The organism is Pseudomonas sp. Irchel 3F6 (genome assembly GCF_900187595.1).
GTDB lineage: Bacteria > Pseudomonadota > Gammaproteobacteria > Pseudomonadales > Pseudomonadaceae > Aquipseudomonas > Aquipseudomonas siliginis.
Window position 1 is genome coordinate 119,915 of the sequence record NZ_FYDP01000009.1, and the last position, 26,501, is coordinate 146,415.

A 26,501-nucleotide genomic window follows, 5' to 3' on the forward strand; every position below is an offset into this window, starting at 1 on the left:
CAAAACTCCCGAATCTGCATAGCGGCACAATAATGGCACCTTGCCAAAACTGTTTCCGCTATCAGAGAAGACCTCCATGGGTGCCTGGCTTAGCAACATCTCGCTGAAATACAAATTCTGGGCGGTCAACGCGGTCGCCTTTGTCACCACTCTGCTGCTCGTACTGTACGCCGTACATCTCGAACAGCAGGCCCGCAGCCACGCCGCGCAGGCATCCGCGCAAGCGCAGGCGCAGTTGCTCAAGGCCTGGCCGCTCGGGCAACCGTTGCCCAAGTCCGCCCAAGTGCTGACATTCAAGCGCAGTGAAGCGCCGCGTCTCAATGATCAACCGCTGCTGGAAATCACCGGCAGCAACGGCTGGAACGCCATCAATGAAATGCCGCTGTTTGGCGAGAATCCGTTGATCGGCGCCGAAGTGTTCAGCCGTGCCGACGGCGAGCAAGTGGCGGTCATCGCCTATGCCCCGAGCCTGAGCCAGGTGTTCAGCGAGCGTTTCGCCAACTATGCCGTGGCGGTCTTCGTCCTGATGCTGGCGATGCTCGGCGCCTCGCAACTGTTGATCCGTTTTCTGCTCAGCCAGCTCAACACGTTGAAAGACGTGATGCTGCACGTTGAAAAAACCGGCGATCTTTCTGCTCGTGTGCCGCTGGTGGGCAAGGACGAAGTCGGGCAGATGGCCAATGCCTTCAACGCCATGCAGGCCGGTTATCAACGCGTCGTGAGCACCGTTGCCAATACCGCGCGCCAACTGGATGACGGTGCTGCGCGGCTGGCCTCGAGCATGAATGATGTGCGCCGCGGCATGCTCGGCCAGCAGAGCGAAACCGACCAAGCTGCCACCGCGATCAACGAAATGACCGCCACCGTTTATCACATCGCGCAACACGCCGGCGCCACCCGCGATCTGTCGAAAACCGCCGATGGCCTCGCCGGCAGCGGTCAGCAGGTGGTGGCGCGGGTGCAGCAATCGATTGCCGGGTTGTCCAACGGCGTGCAGCAGACGGCAGAAATGATTCAACGCCTGGCCGAGGACAGCCAGAAGATCAACGGCGTGGTCAGCGTGATTCACAGCATTGCCGAACAGACCAATCTGCTCGCGCTGAATGCGGCGATCGAAGCGGCCCGCGCCGGGGAGATGGGTCGCGGCTTTGCCGTGGTCGCCGATGAAGTGCGCAATCTCGCCAAGCGCGTGCAGGCTTCCACCGACGAGATCACCGGCATGATCGCCGCGTTGCAGGCCGGCACCCGCGATGCGGTGGATTTCATGCAGGAGAGTTCGTACAAAGCCGACGACTGCGTGCAGCAGGCGCAGGAGGCTGGCGCGGCGCTGGCGGAAATCACCGGAGCGGTGGCGCAGATGCGCGAAAGCAACACGCAGATTGCCGTGGCGGCGGAACAGCAGAGTCAGGTTGCCGAGGAGATGAATCGCGCGGTGGTGAGTATTCGTGACGTGACCGAGAACACCGTGCAGCAGACGGTGGATTCGGCGACGACCAGTAATGAGCTGGCGACGTTGGCCGGGGCGCTGAACAAGGCGATAGGTCAGTTGAAACTCTGATGGCCTCTTCGCGGGCAAGCCCGCTCCCACAGGGATTTTCGACAATCAACAATTGTGCGTACACCGAGCACACTGTGGGAGCGGGCTCGCCCGCGATGCCGTCCGCTCAGGCGACATCAAATTTTGCCATCGCCGCTATCAGCTCAATAGCCAACCTTGATTCGCCGCGCTCCGCGCCCGGGCCTATTCTTCAACCATGAAGTTCAACATGGATCGAGGAGTAGCAAACATGGGCAAACGTCACCCCAACCTTCCCGCATGGCAATGGCGCGCCTACCCGGGCAATCATCAGCATCCGACCAATCTGGTCCTGCACTTGATTGCCGTGCCGCTGTTCATCGTGGCGTTTCTGTTGATCGTGTCGGGAGTGTTCAGTCTGAGCCTGGCCAGCGTCGCCATCGGCGTGATCGGTATCATCGCGGCGCTGGGTCTGCAGCGCCACGGCCACGGCCTGGAGGCGCAAGCCTCCGAGCCGTTCAGTGATCGCAAAGATGCCGTGTCACGTTTGCTGGTCGAGCAGTTTCTGACCTTTCCGCGGTTCTTTCTCAGCGGTGGCTGGTGGCGCGCCTGGCGTGAGCGCCACCGTCGGCATTGAGTCAGGCGAAGATCGTCACGGTCTGCCGACTCATGGCAATCAACTCCCCTTTCGCGCTCCACAACTTCGCGGCGACATGGCCGTAACCGTCGGCCGCGTATTCGATGTCGGCCAGGTATTGGCACCAGTCCAGCGTGCTCAAATCGTGTAACGGCTGCACGAATTCGATGGTCCAGGTCAGCGTGCTACCCGGCGCCGGCTTCTTCAGATACGGCAACAGCGCCGGCGGCCAGGCATCCACCAGTGCCAGCAGATGTGCCTCGTTGACCGGCTCCTCTTTGACATCCCCACGCAACCGCACCCAGCCGCCCATCAAGCGCGATGCCGTGCCGGAAAACGGAATACCGCCGACGCTCCAGCGCATCGCCAGATGGCGCATGAATTCCGGGGTCACGCCTTTGATGTAGAGCAGCTCCTGGCATTCGTCCCAGTGTTTCATGGTCGGCGCCGGGTAGGCTTCGACAGCGACTTCCGAGGGCCGCGAGGCACCGAAGCTGCCCTGAATGATCGTCACCACCTGACCATTCTGCATGGCGCGGCCCAACACCTGGCTGACGGCTTTGCCTTCACGCAGCACATCGACTTCGAAACTCACCGGCACTTCCGGCTCGACCGGGCCGACAAAGGTAATCGCCAGCGAACGCACCGGGCGCTCCGTCGGCACCCTGGCGCGCATGGCTTCAAATTGCAGCGCGGCCACCAGTCCGCCAAAACTGGCGCGGCCCTGCCCCCATTCGGCGGGGATGATTACTTCAGGTTGTTGGCGGACAGCATCGAGCAGATCGCAAAAGCGCATGGCAACCTCGGAAAACGAGAAAGGAATGCGCGGATCTTACCCAGCCCCGGGCGGCGGCGCAGCGTCTATTCCGGTCAAATGGGCTGACAGATAGGCCTTGGCACTTTTCGATTTCGCCGCAAAACCCTTGTAGGAGCTGTCGAGTGAAACGAGGCTGCGATCTTTTGATCTGTTTGCAAATCAAAATCAAAAGATCGCAGCCTTCGGCAGCTCCTACAGGGGATGCGCAAGCTTCAGGATTTGAAACACGTAGCGCTGAGCTTTTCCAGCACTTGATCGGCCTTCAGCTCTGCCTTGATCAACCCGGCCTGCCAGGTGGCCACGCACGGCTGCAGATCAGCCTCCTGTTCGGCGCGCGCCAGCCATTGCCAGCAATCGTGCCAGTCGCCCAGTGCGCCTTGCGCGGATTTCAGGCGTTTGTAGGCCGGCTTCGGCAAGCGATCGAGCTCGGGATAGGCTTCGATGCCATAGCGCACACGCTTGATCAGCAGGCGCAGGCGATGGCGGTCATGGGCGGGATCGTGCAGCGCTTCGTCGAGTTTCTGCCATTGTTTGCCCAGGCGTTTTTCAATGCGTTTATCCAGATCTTTGAGCAAGCCCTGACGCTCGGACGCGCGCAGAAACCGTGGAAAGGCGTCGAGAATCATCAGCAACGAAGCCAATTCCGCACTCGCCGCCAGCGCCGGATACGCCTCGGCCATTTGCGCCAGACGCCGCTGCGCAGCCTCGGGCTGATCATGCTCGAGCAGATACGCCGCGAGCACTTCGCGATCACGCCACGGTGTGGTCAACTCGCCCACCGCAGACGCCGCCGCCTCCAGTTGCTCGACACCCGGCAAGCCGCGCAACGGCCGCAACAGACTGCGCAAGCGCCGCACCGTGGTGCGCAAATCATGCAACGCCTCGGGATCAGTGCGCGCAGTCAGGCGCGCCTGACATGCCAGTAGCCGCACATCCAGGCTCAACACATGAGCCACCAAGCGATCGATCATGGGGTCTACTCCGTAGACAGCTACAAGCTTCTAGCTACAAGCTTCAAGCTGAATGTGATTGCTTCAAAGCTTGCGGCTTGCAGCTAGAAACTTGCAGCTGCTGTTAACGTCCTGCGCGGGATTCGCGAATGTAGAAGCGGGCTTTCTCGGCTTTCTTGCTGCAGCCTTCGAAGCCTTCGAATTGTTGCTGGGTCTTGGCGGCGGTCAGCAGCGACAGCGCTTTGGAATAGCTGACGGTGCCGGCGAAGCCTTCAGCCTTGGCCAGGTCCAGTTCGTGCCAGGCCGCATCGAGTTGGCTGCCGCAACTGTCGCGGTACGCGGTTTTGCCGGCGCAACCGGCCAGAACCAGAGCCATCAACGGTACACAGATCCAGGCTTTCATCACTCACACCTCAAGGTAGGTCAACAGTCGTGCAGGTAAGACGGTCAAGCGGTGAAAAAGTGCCTCGCTGATCGGTCAAACCACGTGGCGCAGAGCATAGCGCGCAAGCGTGCGCCGCGAACGAAAAACGACGTCACCGCTTCGCGCAACGACCTTGGCGATTGAGCCGCTTGGCCGATGCGTGCATTGTGCAGGCTTGTCCGGAGGAAGTTTGATGAAAAAGCGTGTCGCACTGGTACTGGGCTCCGGTGGCGCCCGGGGCTATGCCCATATCGGCGTTATCGAAGAAATTGAAAGACGCGGCTACGACATCGCCTGCATTGCCGGTTGTTCGATGGGCGCGGTGGTCGGCGGGATCTATGCCGCCGGCAAACTGGATGAGTACCGCCGCTGGATCGAAAGCCTCGATTACCTCGACGTGCTGCGTCTGGTCGATGTGAGTTTCCGTCTCGGCGCGATTCGCGGCGAAAAGGTCTTCGGGCAGATTCGCAAGATCGTCGGCGAGATCAACATCGAAGACCTGCGCATTCCCTACACCGCCGTCGCCGCCGACCTGACCAATCAGCAGGAAATCTGGTTTCAGGAAGGCTGCCTGCATCAGGCCATGCGCGCCTCGGCGGCGATTCCCAGCCTGTTTACCCCGGTGATGCAGGGCAACCGCATGCTGGTCGACGGCGGCATTCTCAATCCGTTGCCGATCGTTCCGGTGGTGTCGAGCCATTGCGACCTGATCATCGCGGTCAACCTCAACGCCACCAATCAGCGCCAGTACAAGTTGCCGGTGATCGAGCGGCCGGCGGCGTTCCGTTCGCGCTTCGACAGTCTGATCAAATCCATGGGTTCGAAGTTGCCGTTCCGCCGTAAACAGGCCGAGCAATTGTTGAAGCTGGAACAGGAAGCCTTGCGCGCCGAGGCGGCGGAGATCAATCCGTGGCTCGAGGGCGTCGAACCGGAAAGCCAGCAACCGGCGGCCGCCCCGGAACGCGAAGGCGCACCGAAATCCGCTACCGGTTCGTTCATCATCGATAACGTCGGGCCGGCGTCGCTGCTGGATTTGATCAACCAGAGTTTCGAGGTGATGCAGACCTCACTGGCGCAGTACAAGATTGCCGGGTATCCGCCGGATATCCTGATCAACGTGCCGAAGCGGGTGTGCCGGTTTTTCGAGTTCTACAAAGCGCCGGAGTTGATCGCGCTGGGGCGGGAGATTGCCAGTGATACGCTGGATCGGTATGAGCAGGAGCAGGGTTGATTACCTGAAGGCTGTGGGTGAATGTTCCGGCCTCATCGCGGGCAAGCCCGCTCCCACAGGGTTCTCGGCGGGAATGAAATCTGGGTGATACATAGCTCACTGTGGGAGCGGGCTTGCCCGCGATGGCGCCCGACCATACAACACAAAACTACAACCCATCAGCACTCAACAACCGATACCCCACCCCCGCCTCAGTCACGATAAACCGCGGCCGGGTCGGGTCATCCGCCAGTTTCTGCCGCAGGTGCCCGACCACGATGCGCAGATAATGACTGTCCTCGGTGTGCGTCGGCCCCCAGATATCCTTGAGCAACTGCTGCTGGGTGATCACCCGCCCCGGATGCCGCGCCAGTTGCGCCAGCACCGCATATTCCTTGCGGGTCAGGGCGACTTCGGCGCCATCGAGCAGCACCCGTCGATAGGCCAGATCCACGGTCAGAGGGCCGAAACTCAGCGCCGCTGGCTGCGCCTCCCCCGCCGGTGCCTGGCGCAACAACGCGCGAACCCGGGCGAGAAATTCCTGAATGCCGAACGGTTTGGTCACGTAGTCGTTCGCGCCGCCATCCAGCGCTTCGACCTTTTGCCCTTCACTGGCGCGCACCGACAGCACCAGTACCGGCGTGGTCGCCCATTCGCGCAACTCGCGCAGGACCTGCTGACCGTCCATGTCCGGCAACCCGAGGTCGAGCACCACCAGGTCAGGTTTGCTCAGCGCGGCTTGTGCCAGGCCTTCAGCGCCGGTGCCGGCTTCGAGCACTTTGTAGCCTTGTGAAGCGAGGCTGATGCGCAGGAATTTGCGGATCTGCGGTTCGTCGTCGATGACCAAAATGGTCGCGGTCTGGCTCATGAATTCACATCAACACAATAGATTGGCAAGAGAGTAGCGCAGTCGACTTCAAGCTTCACCGTCCATCCCCGGTTGTGCCTGCAACGGCAGGTGCAAGGTGATGCAGGTGCCGCGCCCGTCGATGCCCTCAGCCACGGAAATACGCCCGCCGTGCGCGCCGACCATGCCCTGACAGATCGCCAGTCCCAACCCCGTGCCCTGCCCGCCGCGATCACCGCGCGCGGCGGTGTAGAACATGTCGAAAATCTTCGCTCGGTCCTCTTCAGGGATCCCCGGGCCTTCATCGCTGACCGAAAAGAAAATCTCCTGCTCATCGGCACCGGCGCGCAGTTGCAGGCGACCGTGGCTGGGGGAAAAACGCGCGGCGTTCTCCAGCACATTGACCAGCGCCTGCTCGATCAACGCCGCGTGCACATACAGCAGCGGCAACTCGGCCGGCACTTCGGTGCTGACCTGCAACGGCGCCAGCACCGCGCGCAGGCGGTTGAGTGAACTGCCGACGATATCGGCTGGCGACACCCAGTCGCGCGCCAGCTTCAAGGCGCCGTGGCCGAGGCGGGTCATGTCGAGCAGGTTCTGGATGTAGCGGTCGAGGCGTTCGGCCTCATCGCGGGTGCCTTCGAGCAACTCGCGGCGATCCTCCAGCGGGATCGCTTCGCCGAGGGCCAACAGGCTGTCGATGCTGCCGCGCATGGCCGTCAGCGGCGTGCGCAAATCGTGGGACACCGAGGCCAGCAAAGCGCTGCGCAATTGTTCGGTTTCGCCGTGCAGACGCGCCGCTTCGAGGTCATCGGCCAATTGCGCGCGGGCGAGGGCTTGCGCCAGCGGCTGGCTCAGCGCAGTGAGCAAACGTCGGCGCTGACCGCTCAAGCTCTGGCCTTCCTTGGCGCAAACACCAAGCAACGCCAGCGGCCCGTCCTCGACCGACAACGGCCACCACCACCAACGCCCCAGCGGCAAGGTGCCGGTGCCCTTGCCCGCCGGTTGATCGTGTTGCCAGGCCCAATCGGCGGCGGCGCGTTCGGCCTCGGTGAATTGCAGCGGCCCGCCGGTTTCGACTTTCCAGCCGCCCTGGCCGTCGCGGTTGAGCAAGCACAATTGCACATCGCTCCAGCCTTCGAGGTGTTGCGCGGCAGCGCTGATCACGGCTTGGCGATCCGTCGCGGCGGTGAGTTTGCGCGACAGGTCGAGCAGTTCGCTGGTCTCTTCCTGCGTATCGCGCAAGGCCTGCAACTGCCGCCGCTGGCGCGCCGCGAGGTTGCCGGTGAGCGCCGCCATCAACAGGAAGAACAGCAGCGTCAGCACGTCTTCTTCGCGCTGAATGCTGAAGGAGAAATTCGGTGGAATGAACAGAAAATCGTAGGTCAGAAACGACAACGCCGCACAGGCCAGCGCCGGGCCGAGGCTGCTGCGCACCGCCACCAGCAACACCGCCGCGAGAAAAACCAGCGAGATGTTCGGCAGCGGCAACACACTCGACACCGCCCAGGCCAGGGCCGTGGCCAACAACGTCGCGACCAGCGCCAGCGCGTAGTCGAACCACACCAGCGTGACTGAATTGCGCGGGCGCGGTTGGCGCTGCTCGTGGTCACTGTCGAGCACGTTGATTTCCAGACCGTGCGCCTGACGCAGCAGGCGCGCCGCCAGACCACCGCCGAACAGTCGACGGCGCAGACGTGGCCCCGACTGGCCGACCAGCAACAGACTGGCGCGGCGTTCGGCGGCGTGTTGAATCAGGGTTTTCGCCACTTCGCCGGCCCGCAACAGCACCACTTCGCCACCGAGGCGTTCGGCCAGTTGCTGGGCGCTTTGCAAACGCAAACGCGATTGCTCATCCCGCGCACTGCCGTTGTCGACATGCACCAGACTCCACGGCAGATGCCGGCGCTGGGCGACGCGGCTGGCGTGACGCACCAGCCGTTCGGCCTGCGCATCGCCATCGATACCGACCAGCAAACGCCCGCGCACCGCCGGCGCGGCCTGCCCGAGTTGGCGATAGCCTTGGGCGAGATCGTTGTCGACCTGCGCGGCGGCGGTCTGCATCGCCAGTTCACGCAGGGCGGTAAGGTTGGTCTGGGTGAAAAACGCGTCGATCGCAGCGCGGGCCTGTTCCGGCACGTAGACCTTGCCTTCGCGCAGACGCTCGAGCAATTCACGCGGCGGCAGGTCGATCAGCAGCAGCTCGAAGGCTTCCTGCAGGACCCAGTCCGGCAGGGTTTCGCGCACCTGTACGCCGGTGATGCCGCGCACCTGATCGTTGAGGCTTTCCAGGTGCTGGACGTTGACCGTGGTGTACACGTCGATGCCGGCGGCGAGCAGTTCCTGAATGTCTTGCCAGCGCTTGGCGTGACGACTGCCGGGGGCGTTGCTGTGGGCCAGTTCATCGACCAGCACAAGCTTCGGCTTGGCGGCGAGAATGCCGTCGAGGTCCATTTCCTCAAGCAGCACGCCACGGTATTCGCTGCGCACCAACGGCTGCTGCGGCAGGCCACCGAGCAAGGCTTCGGTTTCGGCGCGGCCATGGGTTTCGACCACGCCGGCGAGGACCTTCACGCCCTGGCGCAGTTGCGTGTGGGCAGCCTGGAGCATGGCGTAGGTCTTGCCGACCCCGGGCGCCGCGCCGAGGAAAACCTTGAGCCGGCCACGGCCATCGCGGGGCAGGTCTGCTAACAGTGCGTCGGCGCGGCCGGAGTCGCTCATGCTTGATGCTCTCTCTTACGAATGATCGTTCCCACGCTCTGCGTGGGAATGCAGCCCGGGACGCTCTGCGTCCCATAAAAGCAGACGCAGAGCGTCTATTGATGCATTCCCACGCAGAGCGTGGGAACGATCGGTATCAACTGAATTACAGGTTTTGCAGTGCCAGATTCAGCTCCAGCACATTCACCACCGGCGGCCCAACCAGCGGCTGTTCGATGTGCTTATCGAGCAATTGCTGCAAGGTCGACACCGGCAGGTTACGCGCTGCTGCGACACGCGCCAGTTGATAGGCAATTGCCGCCGGTGGCAAGTGCGGATCGAGGCCGCTGGCGGAGGTGGTCAGCAAGGCCAATGGCACCGGCCCCTGCCCAGCGACTTGTTGTTTTTGCGCGTCTTCGATTACGCGGGTCGCCAGGGCCGGATTGCTCGGCGCGAGGTTGCTGGCGCCGCTGGCGACCGTGGCAAAAGCCCCGGCGGACGGGCGCGGGTGGAACCAGTTGTCGCCGCTGAAATCCTGCGCAATCAGCGCCGAGCCGCGGACTTTGCCGTCGGCGTCGTGGATCAGGCTGCCATTGGCCTGACCCGGGAAAGCGACCTGGGCAATGCCGGTGACCGCGAGTGGATAGGCGACGCCGGTGATCAGGGTCATCAGCGCCAACAGGGTCAGGGCCGGGCGTATCATTGTGGACATTTCAAAATCCTCGAATTCGTTGGGCAAACTTTTGCGGGGTGTCAGGGAGATTTTTCCCCCTCACCCCAGCCCTCTCCCCCAAGGGGGCGAGGGGGAAAGGGAGCCGATCCTTGCGCTGTTCAAACCCGAGTTAGGCTCGGAATTTCAGGTCGGCGAACCTCGCACAAACACCTCGGTCAGTCCCCTCTCCCCCCGGGAGACGGTTAGGGTGAGGGGCTCTTTTCAGCCTTACACCAGATGCAACGCCGTAAGCAGCATGTCGATCACCTTGATCCCCAAGAACGGCACGACAATCCCGCCGACGCCATAGATCAGCAGATTGCGCCGCAGCAACGCCGCCGCACTCGCTGCTTGCACACGCACGCCGCGCAATGCCAGTGGAATCAGCACAACGATGATCAAAGCGTTGAAGACGATGGCCGAGAGAATCGCGCTCTGCGGACTGCTCAGATGCATGATGTTCAGCACACCCAGCTGCGGGTAAATCGAGGCGAACAGCGCCGGCAGAATCGCGAAGTATTTGGCGATGTCGTTGGCGATGGAAAAGGTCGTCAGCGCGCCACGGGTCACCAGCAATTCCTTACCGATCTGCACCACGTCGAGCAGCTTGGTCGGGTCGCTATCGAGATCGACCATGTTCGCCGCTTCGCGTGCCGCTTGTGTGCCGTCGTTCATGGCCATGCCGACGTCTGCCTGGGCCAGCGCCGGGGCGTCGTTGGCGCCGTCGCCGCACATGGCGACCAGGCGACCGTCGTTCTGCTCGTGACGAATGCGCGCGAGTTTCTTCTCCGGCGTGGCTTCGGCGAGCACATCATCGACGCCTGCTTCAGCGGCGATCGCAGCAGCGGTCAGCGGGTTGTCGCCGGTGACCATCACCGTACGAATTCCCAGTTTGCGCAACTCGGCAAAACGCTCACGGATGCCTGGCTTGACCACGTCCTTGAGATGGATCGCGCCAAGCAATTTGCCGTCAGCGCAGACCAGCAACGGCGTGCCGCCACTTTGGGCGATCTTGTCGATTTCCCGCGCCAGCGCCGGGGCCAGATCGGTGCGCTGCTGACCGAGAAACGCCAGCAGCGAATCCACCGCCCCTTTGCGATACACGCGGCCCTGATAATCGACGCCAGACAAGCGGGTTTCCGCGCTGAACGGCACGGCGGTCAGGGTTTCCGGGGCCGGCTCCGGTTGTGGATGCAGGCCACGGAGGAACTCGACGATCGACTTGCCTTCAGCGGTTTCGTCGGCCAGCGAGGCGAACAGCGCGCCTTCGGCCAGTTCACGGCCGGTCACACCCGGCGCGGCATACACCGCGCTGCAACGACGGTTGCCGAAGGTGATGGTGCCGGTCTTGTCGAGCAACAGCACGTGCACGTCACCCGCCGCTTCCACAGCGCGGCCGGATTTGGCGATCACATTCAGGCGCACCAGCCGATCCATCCCGGCGATACCGATGGCCGACAGCAGACCGCCGATGGTGGTCGGAATCAGCGTGACCAATAACGCCACGAGGAACACCAGCGGCAGGCTGCCATTGGCAAAGTGCGCGAACGGTTGCAGGGTGACGACCACCAGCAGAAAGATCAGGGTCAGGCCGATCAGCAGGATATCCAGCGCGACTTCGTTCGGGGTCTTCTGACGCTTGGCGCCTTCGACCAGGGCGATCATGCGGTCGAGGGTCGATTCACCAGGGTTGGTGGTGATCTTCACCAGCAGCCAGTCGGACACCAGCCGCGTGTTGCCGGTGACGGCGGAACGGTCGCCGCCGGACTCGCGGATCACCGGCGCCGATTCGCCAGTGATCGCCGCTTCGTTGACCGCCGCAATACCTTCGATGACTTCGCCGTCACCGGGGATCATCTCCCCGGCTTCGACTCGCACCACGTCGCCCTTGCGCAGATTGGCAGCCGGCACGATCTTGAAGCTGCCATCAGCCTGGCGGCAACGGGCGCTGAGGCCTTCACTGCCGGCCTTGAGGCTGTCGGCGCGAGCCTTGCCACGACCTTCGGCCAAGGCCTCGGCGAAGTTGGCGAACAGCACGGTGAACCACAGCCACAGGGCGATTTGCGCGGCGACGAAGGTCGGCACATCAGCGTCCGGAAGGAAGCACAGCACGGTGGTGAAAATCGCCGTCAGTTCGACCACCAGCATCACTGGCGAACGCGCCAATTGCCGAGGGTCGAGCTTGACGAAGGCTTGCACCAGCGCCGGACGCCACAGGGCCGAGATCGCGGTTTTGGCTTGTTCCGGCGCCTTGACGGCGGCGGGTTTGATTGCAGGCATATTCATGATGGATTCCTTAGAAGCCCATACTTAAATGTTCGGCGACAGGACCGAGCGCCAGCGTCGGCAAGAACGTAAGGCCGCCCACCAGCAAAATGGTCACGGTCAACAGGGTCACGAACAGCGGGCCGTGAGTCGGAAAGCTGTTCTGGCCGACCGGTGCGCTTTTCTTCATCGCCAGGCTACCGGCCAGTGCCAGCACCGGCAGGATGTAGCCGAAGCGGCCGATCAACATGCCCAGGCCGAGCATCAGGTTGTGGAACGGCGTGTTCGCGCCCAGGCCACCGAACGCCGAGCCGTTGTTGGCGCTCGCCGAGGTGTAGGCGTAGAGCAACTGACTGAAGCCATGCGGACCGGGGTTGCTGATGGTTGCCGCAGCGCTGGGAACCGTGGCGGCAATCGCGCCGAGCACCAGCACGCCGACCGGCATCACCAACAAGGTTACGACCAGCAATTGCACCTCACGCGCTTGAAGCTTCTTGCCGAGGTATTCCGGCGTACGACCGATCATCAGCCCGGCGAGGAACACCGCGATCAGCACGTTGAGCAACATGCCGTAGAGCCCGGCACCGACACCGCCGAAGATCACTTCGCCGACCATCATGTTGACCAGCGCGACCATGCCGCTCAGCGGGTTGAGGCTATCGTGCATGCCGTTCACCGAGCCGTTCGACGCCGCCGTGGTAGTCACCGACCACAGCACCGTCGCGGTAGTACCGAAGCGCGCTTCCTTGCCTTCCAGCGGCGCGGTCTGCTCGACGGCGGCATTGTTCAGGGTCGGATTCGGCTGATACTCGGCCCACAACGACGTCGCACCGCCGATCAGGAACAACGCCAGCATGCAGGCGATGATCGCGCGGCTCTGACGCAGATCCTTGACGTAGTGGCCGAAGGTGAACACCAGCGCCACCGGGATCAGAATGATCGAGGCGACTTCGAACAGGTTGCTCCACGCGGTCGGGTTCTCGAACGGATGCGCCGAGTTGACCCCGAAGAAACCGCCACCGTTGGTGCCCAGCTGCTTGATCGCAATCTGGCTGGCCGCCGGGCCGAGCGGAATTACCTGATCAACACCCTGCAGCGTCACGGCATTTACATACTGGGCGAAGGTTTGTGGCACGCCCTGCCAGACCAGATACAGCGCCAGCAGCAGGCACAGCGGCAGCAGGCCATAGAGCGTGGCGCGGGTCATGTCGACCCAGAAGTTGCCGAGGGTCTGCGCCGACTTATGGCCGATGCCACGGCACAGCGCGACCAGTACGGCGAGGCCGGTGGCGGCGCTGACGAAGTTCTGCACGGTGAGACCGACCATCTGGCTCAGATAGCTGAGGGTCGCTTCACCGCTGTAGGACTGCCAGTTGGTGTTGGTCATGAAACTGACCGCGGTGTTGAACGCCTGGGTCCATTCCTGGCCGGGCAGGTTTTGCGGGTTCAGCGGCAGATGATCCTGGAACAGCAGAATCGCAAACAGCAACAAGAAGCCAGCGAGGTTGAACGCCAGCAGCGCCAGCGTGTACTTCTGCCAGCTCTGCTCCGCCTGCGCATCGACCCCGGCAAGACGATAGCAACCGCGCTCTACCGGGCCGAGAATCGGCGTCAGCCAGGTGCGCTGGCCCTCCATGACCTTGTAATAGAAGCGCCCAAGGAACGGCGCCGGCAGCAGGACCAGCGCAAAAAACCCGAGGATCAGCCAATAGTCATAACTGTGCATAGCCGCTCCTAGTTCCGGTCCGCGCGCAACAGCGCAACCAACAGATAAATGAACAGCCCCACTGCCAACAGCAGTGACACCCCGTCCAGAACGCTCATGGAAGATCTCCGTGTAACGGCGTATTGCCGTGTGTGCAGCGATTGTCGGGAAGGAGGCTGTAAAGGAACGAGAGCGAGGCGCGGCGTGGGTCATAAAGAAAGCGTAAAGAGTGGGTTTATGCCGGCGTTACAGCAGGTTTTTGCAGCGTCAGGTCGGGCCTCATCGCGGGCAAGCCCGACTCTCACAGGTTATGCGGTGGAATCAAATTCAGCGGACGACGCAGAAACCTGTGGGAGCGGGCTTGCCCGCGAAGGCGGCATAACAGACTCCGCTGCTCCCAACTGGCGCACAAAACCCGCACATCCAGCGCCAATCATCCCCGCTGCGACAGCTTTGAACTCATTACGACTTGTTTCAGCGTAGTGGCACGCCCACTGCACACGCCCTTCCCGAAGCTTTCCAATCCTTCAGGGAGCAAGCGCATGAACACACAACTCAAACCCACGCTGGGCACGTTGCACCTGTGGGGCATTGCCGTGGGGCTGGTGATTTCCGGGGAATATTTCGGCTGGAGTTACGGCTGGGGCGTGGCCGGTACGCTGGGTTTTCTGGTGACCTCATTCATGGTCGCGACCATGTACACCTGCTTTATCTTCAGCTTTACCGAACTGACCACCGCGATTCCCCATGCTGGCGGGCCGTTTGCCTACAGCCGCCGCGCGTTTGGCGAAAAAGGCGGATTGATCGCCGGACTGGCCACACTGATCGAATTCGTCTTCGCCCCGCCAGCAATTGCTCTGGCGATTGGCGCTTACTTGAATGTGCAATTTCCGGCACTGGACCCGAAACACGCGGCGGTCGGCGCGTACGTCGTGTTCATGGGCCTGAACATTCTCGGGGTGAAACTGGCCGCGACGTTCGAGCTGATCGTCTGCGTGCTGGCGGTGGCTGAGTTGCTGGTGTTCATGGGTGTGGTCGCGCCGGCGTTCAGCTTCAGCAACTTCGCGCTGAATGGCTGGGCCGGTTCCGACGTCTTCGGCGCGCCGGCGATTGCCGGGATGTTCGCAGCGATTCCATTTGCGATCTGGTTCTTCCTCGCCATCGAAGGCGCCGCCATGGCCGCCGAAGAAGCCAAGGACCCGAAACGCACGATCCCGAAAGCCTACATCAGCGGCATCCTGACCTTGGTGCTGCTGGCAATGGGCGTGATGTTCTTCGCGGGCGGCGTCGGCGACTGGCGCACCTTGTCCAACATCAACGACCCACTGCCGCAGGCGATGAAAACCGTGGTCGGCGACAACTCCGGCTGGCTGCACATGCTGGTCTGGATCGGCCTGTTCGGCCTGGTCGCCAGTTTCCACGGCATCATCCTTGGTTATTCGCGGCAATTCTTCGCCCTCGCCCGCGCCGGTTACCTGCCCGCCTCATTGGCAAAACTTTCGCGCTTCCAGACCCCGCACCGCGCAATCATCGCTGGCGGCCTGATCGGCATCGCGGCGATCTACAGCGACGGACTGATCAACCTCGGCGGCATGACACTCACCGCCGCGATGATCACCATGGCCGTGTTCGGCGCCATCGTGATGTACATCATGAGCATGCTCAGCCTGTTCAAACTGCGTAAATCAGAACCGAATCTGGAGCGTACTTTCCGCGCGCCGTGCTATCCGCTGGTTCCGCTGATCGCGCTGGTGCTGGCGGTGGTTTGCCTGGTGGCGATGGCGTGGTTCAACACACTGATCGGGCTGATTTTCCTCGGTTTCATGGCGGTGGGGTTCTGCTACTTCATGCTCACCGGGCAACTGCGCGCCGATGCGCCGGCGGATGCCATGCTCACAGGCCTGTAACGACTCGTCCCCTGTAGGAGCTGACGAGTGAAACGAGGCTGCGATCTTTGCTTTTCAAGATCAAAAGATCGCAGCCTTCGGCAGCTCCTACAGGAATTTCGGATGCACCGGGTGCAAGCGGCCTAGAATGGAACCACTGCGAAGTCGTTTCGCTCAAAGGTGGTATGCAGCATCGCACGGCGAAGTCCTCGCCCGTCGAGCTGCCATTAAGGAGAGCCGTTATGCCCTGGTATGCCTGGTTGATTCTGGTCGTTGCGATCGGCTCGATTGTCGGCGGATTGATGATGTTGCGCGACACCGCCAACAAGGTCGAACTGACCGATGAAGAACGCAAGCGCGTCGCACAGCGCAATGCCGAAGCGGATGCCAAGGATGCGCAAGACCGCTGATACGAGCCCCGCCGCAATGGCGGGGTTAGTTTTTTCAGCACAATCGGACTTACCCGCAGGCTGTTTAGATTTTAGAAGTACAGTCACCATTTAATCTTCCGTGGTTAAGATGGCAGCATCGTCGCGGAGAGCTCCACATGCGTTACTCGCCAGATCACAAAGCCCAGACCCATCAACGCATCATCAAGGAGGCTTCCGCCCGATTTCGCAAGGACGGTATCGGCGGCACCGGCCTGCAGCCTTTGATGAAAGCCCTGGGCTTGACCCATGGCGGTTTCTACTCGCACTTCAAATCCAAGGAAGAGCTGGTCGAAAAAGCCCTGCAAGAGGCCGGCGAGCAAGTCGCGGGCCTGTGCGAAGAAATCTTCGCGCAGGAAAACCCTCTGCAAGTGTTCATCGACACCTACCTGTCAGAGTGGCATCAGACCTCGCCCGACGAAGGCTGCCCGCTGCTGACCATTTCCTCGGAGCTGGGCCTGCGCGGCCAGCCAAGCCCCACCAGCGACGAAGTCCTCAATGCTCGCCTCGAACAAATTCAAGGCACGCTCGAAGGCGAGAATAGCGCCGATCGCAGCATTGTCATCATGGCCACCCTGGCTGGCGCATTGCTGCTGTCACGCAGCGTCGCGGATGCCGACTTCGCTCAGCGCATCCTCGACGTCACCCGCGAACATCTCAAGCAATCGAGCGATTAACCTTCCCAGCGTTTGAACAACACGCTCGCATTGACCCCGCCAAAACCAAAGCCGTTGGACAAGGCATATTCGATTGACATGGAGCGCGCCTCGCCATGCACGATGTCTACCCCTTCGCTCGCCGGATCCGGGTTTTCGAAGTTGAGCGTTGGTGGCACCACCTGATCACGAATCGCCAGCAGCGTGAAAATCGCCTCCAGCCCACCCGCCGCGCCGAGCAAATGACCGGTAGCAGATTTGGTCGAAGTCACGGCGATCTTGTTCTGCGTGCCAAACAACGCCTTGATCGCCGCCAACTCGCCCAGATCACCGACCGGCGTCGACGTCGCATGTGCGTTGAGATGCTGCACCTGCTCCGGCGTTACACCGCCCTGAGCCAGTGCCAATTGCATCGCCCGGCGAGCGCCACTGCCGTCCTCAGGTCCGGCGGTCAGGTGGTAGGCATCGGCCGTGGTGCCATAGCCGACCAGTTCGGCCAACGGCGTCGCACCGCGTGCCAGCGCATGCTCGAGCGATTCGATCACCAACAAACCAGCGCCCTCGCCCATCACGAAACCATCACGCCCACTGTCGAAGGGACGCGAAGCTTTTTCCGGGGTGTCGTTGTAGCCGCTGGACAACGCCCGCGCCGCCGCGAAACCGGCGAGACTGACGCGATCGATCGACGCCTCCGCACCGCCACATACAGCGATGTCCGCCTCCCCCGCCCTGATCAACCGCGCTGCATCGCCGATCGCCTGAACCCCGGCGGCACATGCGGTAACCGGAGCGCCCAACGGCCCTTTGAGGCCATGCTGGATCGAGACATGACCCGCCGCGAGATTGACCAGAAACGATGGAATGGTGAACGGCGACAAACGCCGAGGACCACGGCTGTCGGTGGTACGCACCGCATCGGCAATCGCACCGAAACCACCGACACCCGAGCCGATGATTGTTGCAGTGCGCTCCTGGCTTTCAGCGTCCCCCGGATGCCAGCCGGCCTGCTCCAGCGCCTGCCGCGCCGCTTCCATGGCAAACATGATGAAGCGATCCATTTTCTTCTGTTCCTTGGGCGGCGTCGCACGATCCGGATCAAACCCGGCCTCGGCATCCTCCTCCACCGTCGGCACACTCCCGCCGACCCGGGTCGGCAGATCAGCCACAACCGCATCGGGCAAGTTGCGCAACCCGGAACGACCGGCCAGCAAACGCTGCCAGACAATTTCAACATCACTGCCCAAGGGTGAAACCAGGCCCATGCCCGTGACGACGACTCGACGTTGGTTCATACCGTGGTTACCCCTTATCAATTCAAAATTCGACATGCACCGGTGTGCTGCGATTCGACTGCTGAATCAGTCCCGAGCGAAATTATTATAGGCATAATCAAGGCGCAATATGACACCCGTAATTTTAAGCGCTCAGGCATCCACCCGATCGGCACCAAATAAAAAGGCCGGTCAATGACCGGCCTCTCGGCGTTGAACTGTCAGCTTAGTTCACTTCCAGCTTTTCACGGTTGCGATCCAGAATCGCCTTGCCAATCCCCTTCACCTCCAGCAACTCATCCACCGACGCGAACGGCCCATTAGTATCGCGATACGCAACAATCGCCTGCGCCTTCGCCTCACCCACACCCGCCAACTCCTTCTGCAACGTCGCCGCATCCGCACCGTTGAGATCGACCTTGGCAGTCTGAGAAGGCGCCGCGGCATCCATCAGCAAAGGCGCCTTCGTCGTCTCCGAAGGCGCTACAGGGGCAGCAATCGCAGCAATCGAGGCGCTGGTGAGGAAAGCAAAAATCAGCGAGTAGAAATAACCGGTACGCATAAGTGACGCTCCATCATCGTTTTAGAGAGCAGCTTTTCCCAAGCTGCTCTCCAAACGTAGGTCATGATGGAGGGAAGTCAAAAATGCGAGCGTTACAGGATGTGAAATAATCAGGGTTCGAGGCGGCGTTGCTGGTAGATCCAGTCGACAATCTCGCCGTCCGGGGTGTAGCCGCTCACCGTTTCGCGCAGAACCTGGCGGACGCGGGAGTAGTCATCCACGTCGACAGCCGCGAGCAGCTCACCCAAACGTGACTTCAGAACATCCCATGGCAGATGATCCTCATTGGCGGTCATGATCATCGGATGCGGCGTGGCTGCAACATTGTCGCCGATCAGCAGTTCCTCGTAGAGTTTCTCTCCGGGACGCAACCCTGTGAACTCGATGGAAATATCGCCCTGAGGGTTTCGCTCGGAACGAATACTCAACCCGGACAGATGAATCATTTTCTCGGCCAGTTCCACGATTCTCACCGGTTCGCCCATGTCCAGCACGAACACATCACCGCCCTGCCCCATGGATCCTGCCTGAATCACCAGTTGCGCAGCTTCCGGAATCGTCATGAAGTAGCGAGTGATTTTCGGGTGGGTAACCGTCAGCGGACCGCCGGACTTAATTTGACTGTGAAACAGCGGGATCACCGAGCCGGACGAGCCCAGTACGTTGCCGAAACGGACCATGGTGAAGCGGGTTTTGTTGACCCGGGAAATATTGGCCTTGTCGCCAAACAGGACAGGGGCGATTTCGTGACTCAAGGCTTGAAGGATCAATTCGGCCAAACGCTTGGTGCTGCCCATCACGTTGGTGGGCCGGACAGCCTTGTCGGTCGAAATCAGCACAAAGTTCGAAACACCGGCCTGCAATGCGGCTTGAGCCGTATTAAGTGTTCCCATCACATTGTTCAGCACGCCTTCGGCAATGTTGTGCTCCACCATCGGCACATGCTTGTAAGCCGCAGCGTGGTAGACCGTGTCCACGCTCCAGGTCTTCATGACATCCAGTATTTTTTCCGGGTGGCGAATCGAACCCAGAATGGGCAGCAACTTTGTCGATACCGACTCACGATCCGCACGCTGCTCCAACTCGGAAAGAATGCTGTAAAGGTTAAATTCGCTGTGCTCGAACAGCAAAAGCGATTTTGGCCCCAGTGAAAAGATCTGCCGGCACAACTCGGAACCTATTGATCCCCCCGCCCCAGTCACCATCACCGTTTTGCCCTTAATGCAGCGCTCAAGCAAATCATGCTGCGCCGGGACCGCGTCCCGCCCGAGCAAGTCCGCAATATCGACTTCCTGAATGTCATCGACCTTCACGCGACCGCTGGCCAGGTCGGTAAAATTAGGAACACTGCGCACGTGCAAAGGAAAACCCTCCAGCATATTGAGGATTTCCCTGCGTCGAGCACGGGTCGAAGACGGCAGTGCCAGCAAAATTTCTTGCGCACCGGTGACGTCGATCATTTGTTGAATATGTTTGGGTTTATAGACTTGGAGACCGGAGATTGAGCGGTCCGAGATTCCTGAGTCATCATCGATAAAGGCTACGGGACGCATCGCCCTTCCCATGCGCAACGCAGCGACAAGCTGATTGCCAGCTACGCCCGCCCCGTAGATCGCCACTTTGGTCAGACCATCATCACGATTGGCAAAAGGAACGTGCTGAGCGGCGGTGAACCAGTCCCCCATGAAGTACTGGCGCATGCAGAGACGAAGCCCGCCGATGATCACAAGGCTGAGCCACCAATAATTGAAGATGATCGAGCGCGGCACGATGGCTTCGTGATTACTGTACCAATAGACCACCAAAGCCAGGATCAGCGAGGACAGACTGACTGCTTTAATGATCACCACCAGCGCGTCATTACCGAAATAACGCATCACTGCCCGGTACATGCCGAACCGTATGAATAGAGGAATGGCGACGAGCGGAGCACAGACAAACAACCACAAGTGCACTTTCAACGGATTGACCATCTCGTCGATACCCAGACGGACGATAAACGCCAACCACAAGGCTACCCAGACGAGCAAAACATCTGTAAGCACCTGAATCAATCGCTTCTGGCGGCGCGGTAAACCCAGCAAGAACTCGCGCATTCTGTCCATATTCCCCTGTACCAATCTGGCCTGCTCCCTTTGGTTAATCGGCGGGTACATTGTACGGAGGTAGTGAACTTCGTTACAGAAAAAAGAATGTGATGAGGACGTGGCCCCTAACGAGCCGCCATCACTGAATCTTACGGTGATCTCACCGCCCCCATTCGTTTATCACCCGTCACCTGCACCATGCGATGTCTGTGCTGCGACATCATGATCGAGTGAGTATACTGCGCAGCAAATTTCCTGCACCTCGCCACCGCGAATTCGGGATCAAAAAAGAAAACCCGACCTGGGATGATTTTTCCAATGCCCCGGGCACGAAAAGGCTTTGTTGTTGACGCGACTGCTCGCTGGTGTACGGCCAGTAACAGCGAAAGTGAAGACATTACAATCAGAATGACGAAAAGGAAGTGAAAGCAAGTGACGACAACAGGGCGCGGCATTAACTTGAAAAACATTGTCAAATGGGTCCTTCCCTGCATTTTCATGACGTTGGTCATCGCTTTTATTCTGTTGAAAAGCCCTGCACTGGATCCTGTCGTCAGTATTAGCACCAGCCAATTCCCTGCGACGCAGTCCCAGTTGTTTTACAAACGCATGGATGACTATAAGGAAAGAAATTCCAAAATCAGCAAACTGGATATGGAGAACCATACCTTTAGCTTTGCGTTGCCAAAGTACGATGAGAATCTGCGCTGGGACCCATTGGAAAAATCCGGTTCCTTCTATGTCAAGGCTGTGACAATCAGCGTGCTGGTTTATACCCGCTCTATTGAACTCGACAACCTGACGCCGATGGCACAGATTGAGGCGTCCGCCCGCGAAACGACAATTGTCAAATTCACAACGCCGTCGGGTGCGACTGACCCACAGATAAACATTCACCTTAACTACAAGCTACTCGACAAAGTGCGCTACGTTTTCGCGCTCTTGCTCGGACTGGCCAGCGCATTTGCCATTCTTTCCTGGATCAAATGGCATTCACGGATCCTAGACTTCCTGCAGGGTGATCGCGGTTGTACCGCACAATTGAAATCATTCTTCAGACAAGAAAACTTCAGTCTTAACGAATTCACAAAGTTACTCGGCATCGGGGTTTTTCTTAATATAATCCCGGTCGTCAATTTCTTTTTGTCTGTTGATGATGAACGGGGCGCCTTCCGTACCGACCCATCCATCTGGATCGCCGATGGCCGATGGACAGCCTATCTGGTAGAGAAGTTTATCTTCCCTCAGCCAGTAATGCCTTTCGTTCCTAATCTTTTCTTTTACGCCTGCGTAGCGCTGGCGTACATGTTCCTGATCAGGGCACACCGTCTTACATTCGGCTGGATTGCCGCCCTGGCCTACTGCATTTTCATTGCGCACCCGATTTGGTGGTTCATTGGCGAGTTCTACTCCAACATTCCTTCGATCGGTGTAGGCGTACTGGCACTGTCGATCGGCATCTTTGTATTTTCAAAATGCCGTATCGGCGACGACTTGAAAGGCAAAACTGCCCGCTTGGCGTTGCTTTCCAGCGTATTGCTGTCCGTGGCAATCGGCGCCTACCAATCACTGGTCATGTTCTATATTGTTGCCGGTCTCGGTGTCGTTCTTTTCAACTTCCGAAAAGACAACCCGACAGCCGTACTATCAATTTATCCGACAATCCAGCGTGCAGCCTTGTTGCTCGGCACCCTCGTTGGCGGCGTTGCTTTCTATGTCATCATAAACAAACTTGCCCAACTGGCTTACCCTTCCGACCGTGGTTACATCGATAATTTTCTACGTATCAACGAACTGATCGCGGATCCTGTTCTAATTACCAAACTGGTTTTGTTAGAAGCGTGGAAACTTTACTCAGGCTCCCCTCTGAGCTACGGCGTTTCATTCTTCAGTGCGGCCGTCGCATTGGGATTTGCAGCCCTCTTCCTAGTCACACAGAATACTTGGAAAGCTGCTTTGTGGATGACTCTCCTCATCGGAGCATTGTTGATCTCCCCATTCCTGCTGAACTTCGTCGCCGGAGGTATTTATTTGCCTCTGCGCGCCATGCTGGCCATTTCCTTTGTTGCGTGGTTCACCACGATCATCGTTCTGGAAAAACAGGGGCTGTTGCGGATCCTCGGCGCTGTGCTCGCAGTCACACTGCTATTCCAGATGATTTCGGTAAATGGTCAATACTCGGCAAGCACAATGATGGCCACGACCCACGACCGATTCACCGCCGAGGCGCTTTACGATCGAATCAGCAAGGCCAACCCCGAATTTGACAAGAATGAACGCATCATGGTCGATGTTTATGGGCGAATGCCATTCGCGAGCCGCTATCCAGGCCCGGAAACCTCGACCATGAGTTCTTCGTTTTTCGATTGGGACCAAGGCAACGTCTATCGCATGCTGGAATACATGCGCCTGATCGGTTTCTCGAATGTTTATGCCATGGGCAACGCGCTGCGTATTCCGTTGACGCCGCACTTTGACAACATGCCGGTATGGCCGGCAGAAGGCTCCGTGCGATATGAAAACGGCGTTTATCTTGTCAAGTTGAGCGAAGTTGCCGACCCGACGCACGCACAGTACAAGCGAGTCGAGTCGCAATGATTAACAAGGCAGGCATGCGACCCTTTTTCGCCTACCTTGCGCTTGCCGGGCTGTCTTTGCTGGCAGCACTTGCGTCCCTTTATCTCGCCAAGGCAACCGGTACGTTCGACGCCACCAGACACAACATTTGCTTGAGCATTGATTCGTCATCCAAAGGCGTGACGCAACTGTTCTGGCCCAGCGAATCTGGCGCTTTCAGTGAATCACAATCGGATTCGCACAGAATCGACGCCGGTACTCAGCGTGTTTGCTTCTCGGTCGCGACAGGTCAGCGCTTCCTGCGCTGGGATCCTAACAACGTTGCGTCCGAGATGCGTGTCAGCCAAGGCGAAATAAACTTTTGGGGGCTGCGGCAAGCGCTGCCGCTAAGCGTTCTGGCTCCTGCCAATGCACCAACGTCATTGTCGACCGAAGCGTCTTCGGTCACATTGACGTTTGATAATGACGACCCGCAAATCAAGTTCGAAATCAGCGAGTCGGTCAGGTTCAAGGAAATAGCTTATAGCGCAGCGCTGCTGACTTTCGCTTATTGGCTGATCCTGAGCTGCACGCTGTTCATCCTCGGGAAAATAATTTTCGACGAAAGCATCGCCTATCGCATGTCGGTATTGGCGGCGCTTCTTTTGATAGCCGTATATCAATTAACCGGACTTATTGCTGTGGGCGATGGTGCGGGCTGGGACGGCAACGCCTATTTGAATCTTCTGTTCGACTGGAAAAATTCCGGGCATATTCCTGTCACGGATCCCTACCGTATCAGTCGCCTCACCGGCTTTTTTCCAACAGTAGTAGCAGAGTTCCTGCTAGATCTGACCAGACAACAGCTTTTATATGTACAGATGTCTTTCAATGTGCTCGGTATCAGCGCAGCCGCCGGGCTATTTACTGACTACTTGATGAAGTCCGGCATCCCGACCAGGCGGGCAGTGCACTACACAACTGCCTTACTTTTGACGTGGCCAATCCTGGTCATGTCGACTTACTACCCCCTTTTAAGCGACCATTTGGCAATAGTGCTGTCGTGCTGGAGCTTGTGGTGCTTTTCGCACAAACACTTCAAATGGCTACTGGCAACCTGCCTGATAGCACCATTGATCATGCCAGGCTTGTTTCTCCTGCCGCTGACGCTTCTCACCTTCTCACAGCCAGAAACGCAAGCTTCCTTCATCAACCGTCTGACTTTCGGCATGAAAGTCAGGATGCTGGTTTTTCTAGGTCTGGCTGCCGCCATGGTAGGTTATGCGTGCCTGTGGTTCACACGTATCGAAGACAGCGAACTATTACATGTCGGTTCTACACTTGCCTCGGGCATTCCTGGACTCAGATGGCTTAGCTCCACTTACTTGATTCTGGCCCTGATTGGCGTTGCCTGGCTTTGGAGTCGACTTCTGGGGCGTGATGGTGCGTTGCCAGTATTGTCCATCAAGTGGTTTTTCCTGGCCGCCATTGCGACGGCGTGCGGCCATGCCATTCTCTACTTCGGACTGGACTGGAGCCAGGGATTCCGAGGCCCGGACTTAGTGCAGAACATGTTTTATCAAGGTTTGAATACGCCATTCAAACCCATCCTCTCGCACTTTAGTTATTTTGGCCCATGCTTGCTTATTGCCTTGCAGCTAGTGTGGACCAGCAATCGAAGCGCGCGCACGGTGCGCGCCGTACAAATTGCCATATTGGGATTCTTGCCACTGTTGGTCGTCGGTTCCGAAAGCCGCCAATGGATCGCCATTCTTCCATTTCTGGTAGCGTACGTTGCGCAATCCGGAGTTTCGGATAAAACCACGAAGCTGATTCTTTATTTTTCCCTGCTGATGGCGACCCCATTATTCTGGCTGGCCAAGTCCATAGCCAGCGCCTTTGCATCGGGCTTACCCATGAGTGATCCATTGTGGCAGCTGTACTTTGGGCGTCAGGGACCATGGATGTCGCATTCGACGTACCTGATCACTGCGATTGCGTGCATGATCTTCATGGCTGCATGGTGGCTGACACGGCCAACCACCCCTAAATCGGCGGATTACGTCGGCTCAGACCTGCCAGATTGAGCCGACATCACTGTCTGAATGTGTAGTAAAATTGCGGCCATTATCATGTGCGCAGTCAAAAATTCTGGATGGATCATGGACGCAAATCATCAAATTCCTTTGTTTTCTGCAGTGGCGGCGAATTCCGGTATTGATTTTTCCGAACCGCTTATGCGCGTCGTTAATCGGCACTGGTACATTTTGGGTGAAGAAGTAAAGGACTTCGAACGAGAGTTCGCCAACTATGTCGGCGCAGAACATTGCATCTCGGTCGCGAACGGCTCGGAAGCACTGGAAATCGCCTTGTTGGGCATGGGTGTGGGCCCGGGTGATCGTGTTGTCACCGTTGCCAACGCCGGGTTTTATAGCAGCACCGCCATCCACGCTGTCGGCGCCGAGCCGGTATATGTCGATGTCGATGAGAGCACCTTGACCATGTGCCCGAAATCACTGGAGAAGGCGCTGGCCCAACCGGCGAAGGTCGTGATTGTCACGCACCTTTACGGACAGTTGGCAGACATCGAAACTCTGGCAGCCATTTCTCGCTCGGCCGGGGCGGTCGTGCTCGAAGATTGCGCCCAGTCCCACGGTGCGCGCTCTGATAATCGGCTTTGTGGATCGTTCGGCGACCTGGCCTGCTTCAGCTTTTACCCCACCAAAAACCTCGGCGCACTGGGCGACGGTGGCGCGATCGTAACTTCATCCTCCGAGATTGCCGCCCGCCTGCTCACGCTTCGCCAATACGGCTGGTCGACCAAATATCACGTTACCGTTCCGCACGGACGTAACAGCAGACTCGATGAAATGCAGGCTGCAATCCTGCGGGTCAAACTGCCTCTACTCGACCAATGGAACGAGCAGCGCCGCTCGATTGCCAGCCGCTACTGTGCAGCCTTCAGCCAACTGCCAGTCAAATTGCCTGCAAGTCTGGGCGACGACTTCGTTGCCCACCTGTTTGTAATGCGTGTCGAAAATCGTGAAGCGTTCACTGCCTACCTAAAAGAGTATGGCGTCAGTACCGACATTCACTATCCAGTTCCAGACCACTGGCAAACAGCGTACACACCGCGCGAAACATTCAATCTTCCGGTGACCGAGTCAGCATGCACCCGACTGGTCTCCTTACCTTGCTTCCCTGGGCTGACCGATCAGCAAGTCGATCGTGTCATTGAAGTGGTTTGCGCCTACTTCAAGCAGGAGATTTAG

The 26,501-nt window shown here is 59.3% G+C and carries 22 protein-coding genes; 9 read left to right on the forward strand and 13 right to left on the reverse strand.

Going from position 1 to position 26,501, the window contains the following annotated elements; all coding sequences use genetic code 11:
• Nucleotides 1-76 precede the first annotated feature (76 nt).
• Nucleotides 77-1,558 (forward strand): methyl-accepting chemotaxis protein, encoded by a 1,482-nt coding sequence (locus tag CKW30_RS24870; protein ID WP_095182217.1) that lies wholly within the window; start codon nt 77-79, stop codon nt 1,556-1,558.
• 229 nt (nt 1,559-1,787) lie between these two features.
• A complete protein-coding gene (locus tag CKW30_RS24875) occupies nt 1,788-2,153 on the forward strand; it encodes an Mpo1-like protein (protein WP_016770891.1) in 366 nt (121 codons plus the stop codon).
• A gap of 1 nt (nt 2,154) precedes the next feature.
• Here CKW30_RS24875 and CKW30_RS24880 read toward each other — a convergent pair whose 3' ends face one another.
• The 3 genes from CKW30_RS24880 to CKW30_RS24890 form a co-directional block, all read right to left on the reverse strand.
• Nucleotides 2,155-2,949 carry an acyl-CoA thioesterase II gene (locus tag CKW30_RS24880; RefSeq protein ID WP_095182218.1) on the reverse strand — a complete coding sequence of 265 codons (795 nt, stop codon included), beginning with the start codon at nt 2,947-2,949 and terminating at the stop codon, nt 2,155-2,157.
• A gap of 233 nt (nt 2,950-3,182) precedes the next feature.
• A complete protein-coding gene (locus CKW30_RS24885; protein ID WP_056788446.1) occupies nt 3,183-3,941 on the reverse strand; it encodes a CHAD domain-containing protein in 759 nt (252 codons plus the stop codon).
• 103 nt (nt 3,942-4,044) lie between these two features.
• The gene (locus CKW30_RS24890; protein WP_016770894.1) at nt 4,045-4,323 is read right to left on the reverse strand and encodes a hypothetical protein; all 279 of its coding nucleotides are present in this window, start codon (nt 4,321-4,323) and stop codon (nt 4,045-4,047) included.
• Nucleotides 4,324-4,537: 214 nt separating this feature from the next.
• Between CKW30_RS24890 and CKW30_RS24895 the strand changes: the two genes are divergently transcribed.
• A complete protein-coding gene (locus CKW30_RS24895; RefSeq protein WP_041478381.1) occupies nt 4,538-5,575 on the forward strand; it encodes a patatin-like phospholipase family protein in 1,038 nt (345 codons plus the stop codon).
• 148 nt (nt 5,576-5,723) lie between these two features.
• On the opposite strand, the gene CKW30_RS24900 is transcribed toward CKW30_RS24895, so the two are convergent.
• The 6 genes from CKW30_RS24900 to kdpF form a co-directional block, all read right to left on the reverse strand.
• The gene (locus tag CKW30_RS24900; RefSeq protein ID WP_056788412.1) at nt 5,724-6,422 is read right to left on the reverse strand and encodes a response regulator; all 699 of its coding nucleotides are present in this window, start codon (nt 6,420-6,422) and stop codon (nt 5,724-5,726) included.
• Nucleotides 6,423-6,470: 48 nt separating this feature from the next.
• Complete coding sequence (locus CKW30_RS24905) at nt 6,471-9,122, reverse strand: sensor histidine kinase KdpD (protein WP_095182219.1); 2,652 nt, start codon at nt 9,120-9,122, stop codon at nt 6,471-6,473.
• A 145-nt stretch (nt 9,123-9,267) separates the two neighbouring features.
• Nucleotides 9,268-9,813, reverse strand: a complete 546-nt coding sequence (gene kdpC / locus CKW30_RS24910) for a potassium-transporting ATPase subunit KdpC (RefSeq protein ID WP_095182220.1) — start codon at nt 9,811-9,813, stop codon at nt 9,268-9,270.
• Nucleotides 9,814-10,041: 228 nt separating this feature from the next.
• Complete coding sequence (kdpB, locus tag CKW30_RS24915) at nt 10,042-12,099, reverse strand: potassium-transporting ATPase subunit KdpB (RefSeq protein ID WP_095182221.1); 2,058 nt, start codon at nt 12,097-12,099, stop codon at nt 10,042-10,044.
• Between the two features lie 10 nt (nt 12,100-12,109).
• The gene (gene kdpA, locus CKW30_RS24920; protein ID WP_095182222.1) at nt 12,110-13,804 is read right to left on the reverse strand and encodes a potassium-transporting ATPase subunit KdpA; all 1,695 of its coding nucleotides are present in this window, start codon (nt 13,802-13,804) and stop codon (nt 12,110-12,112) included.
• 8 nt (nt 13,805-13,812) lie between these two features.
• A complete protein-coding gene (gene kdpF, locus CKW30_RS24925; protein ID WP_007899818.1) occupies nt 13,813-13,902 on the reverse strand; it encodes a K(+)-transporting ATPase subunit F in 90 nt (29 codons plus the stop codon).
• A gap of 423 nt (nt 13,903-14,325) precedes the next feature.
• Here kdpF and eat point away from each other — a divergent pair, with 423 nt between their 5' ends.
• From eat to CKW30_RS24940, 3 genes are all read left to right on the forward strand, one after another.
• Nucleotides 14,326-15,690 carry an ethanolamine permease gene (eat, locus tag CKW30_RS24930; protein ID WP_095182223.1) on the forward strand — a complete coding sequence of 455 codons (1,365 nt, stop codon included), beginning with the start codon at nt 14,326-14,328 and terminating at the stop codon, nt 15,688-15,690.
• A gap of 221 nt (nt 15,691-15,911) precedes the next feature.
• Nucleotides 15,912-16,079: a DUF2897 family protein gene (locus CKW30_RS24935; protein WP_016770901.1), complete on the forward strand. Its 168-nt coding sequence runs from the start codon at nt 15,912-15,914 to the stop codon at nt 16,077-16,079.
• 137 nt (nt 16,080-16,216) lie between these two features.
• On the forward strand, nt 16,217-16,774 hold the full coding sequence (locus CKW30_RS24940) for a TetR/AcrR family transcriptional regulator (protein ID WP_041478311.1): 558 nt from the start codon (nt 16,217-16,219) through the stop codon (nt 16,772-16,774).
• On the opposite strand, the gene fabF is transcribed toward CKW30_RS24940, so the two are convergent.
• From fabF to CKW30_RS27145, 4 genes are all read right to left on the reverse strand, one after another.
• Nucleotides 16,771-18,045, reverse strand: coding sequence for a beta-ketoacyl-ACP synthase II (fabF, locus tag CKW30_RS24945; RefSeq protein WP_056788397.1), 1,275 nt, complete (start codon nt 18,043-18,045; stop codon nt 16,771-16,773). The two genes, CKW30_RS24940 and fabF, sit on opposite strands and share 4 nt — an antisense overlap.
• Nucleotides 18,046-18,250: 205 nt before the next feature.
• Nucleotides 18,251-18,586, reverse strand: a complete 336-nt coding sequence (locus CKW30_RS24950) for a helix-hairpin-helix domain-containing protein (protein WP_095182224.1) — start codon at nt 18,584-18,586, stop codon at nt 18,251-18,253.
• Nucleotides 18,587-18,696: 110 nt separating this feature from the next.
• Nucleotides 18,697-20,691, reverse strand: coding sequence for a nucleoside-diphosphate sugar epimerase/dehydratase (locus CKW30_RS24955; RefSeq protein WP_095182225.1), 1,995 nt, complete (start codon nt 20,689-20,691; stop codon nt 18,697-18,699).
• A 131-nt stretch (nt 20,692-20,822) separates the two neighbouring features.
• Entirely contained in the window at nt 20,823-21,185 is a 363-nt protein-coding gene (locus tag CKW30_RS27145; protein ID WP_143498031.1) for a hypothetical protein, read from the reverse strand.
• Between CKW30_RS27145 and CKW30_RS24960 the strand changes: the two genes are divergently transcribed.
• From CKW30_RS24960 to CKW30_RS24970, 3 genes are all read left to right on the forward strand, one after another.
• Nucleotides 21,172-23,271, forward strand: a complete 2,100-nt coding sequence (locus CKW30_RS24960; protein WP_143498033.1) for a glucosyltransferase domain-containing protein — start codon at nt 21,172-21,174, stop codon at nt 23,269-23,271. The genes CKW30_RS27145 and CKW30_RS24960 overlap by 14 nt on opposite strands.
• Nucleotides 23,268-25,316, forward strand: a complete 2,049-nt coding sequence (locus tag CKW30_RS24965) for a hypothetical protein (protein ID WP_095182227.1) — start codon at nt 23,268-23,270, stop codon at nt 25,314-25,316. The genes CKW30_RS24960 and CKW30_RS24965 overlap by 4 nt, the downstream gene beginning before the upstream one ends.
• A gap of 75 nt (nt 25,317-25,391) precedes the next feature.
• Entirely contained in the window at nt 25,392-26,501 is a 1,110-nt protein-coding gene (locus CKW30_RS24970; protein ID WP_095182228.1) for a DegT/DnrJ/EryC1/StrS aminotransferase family protein, read from the forward strand.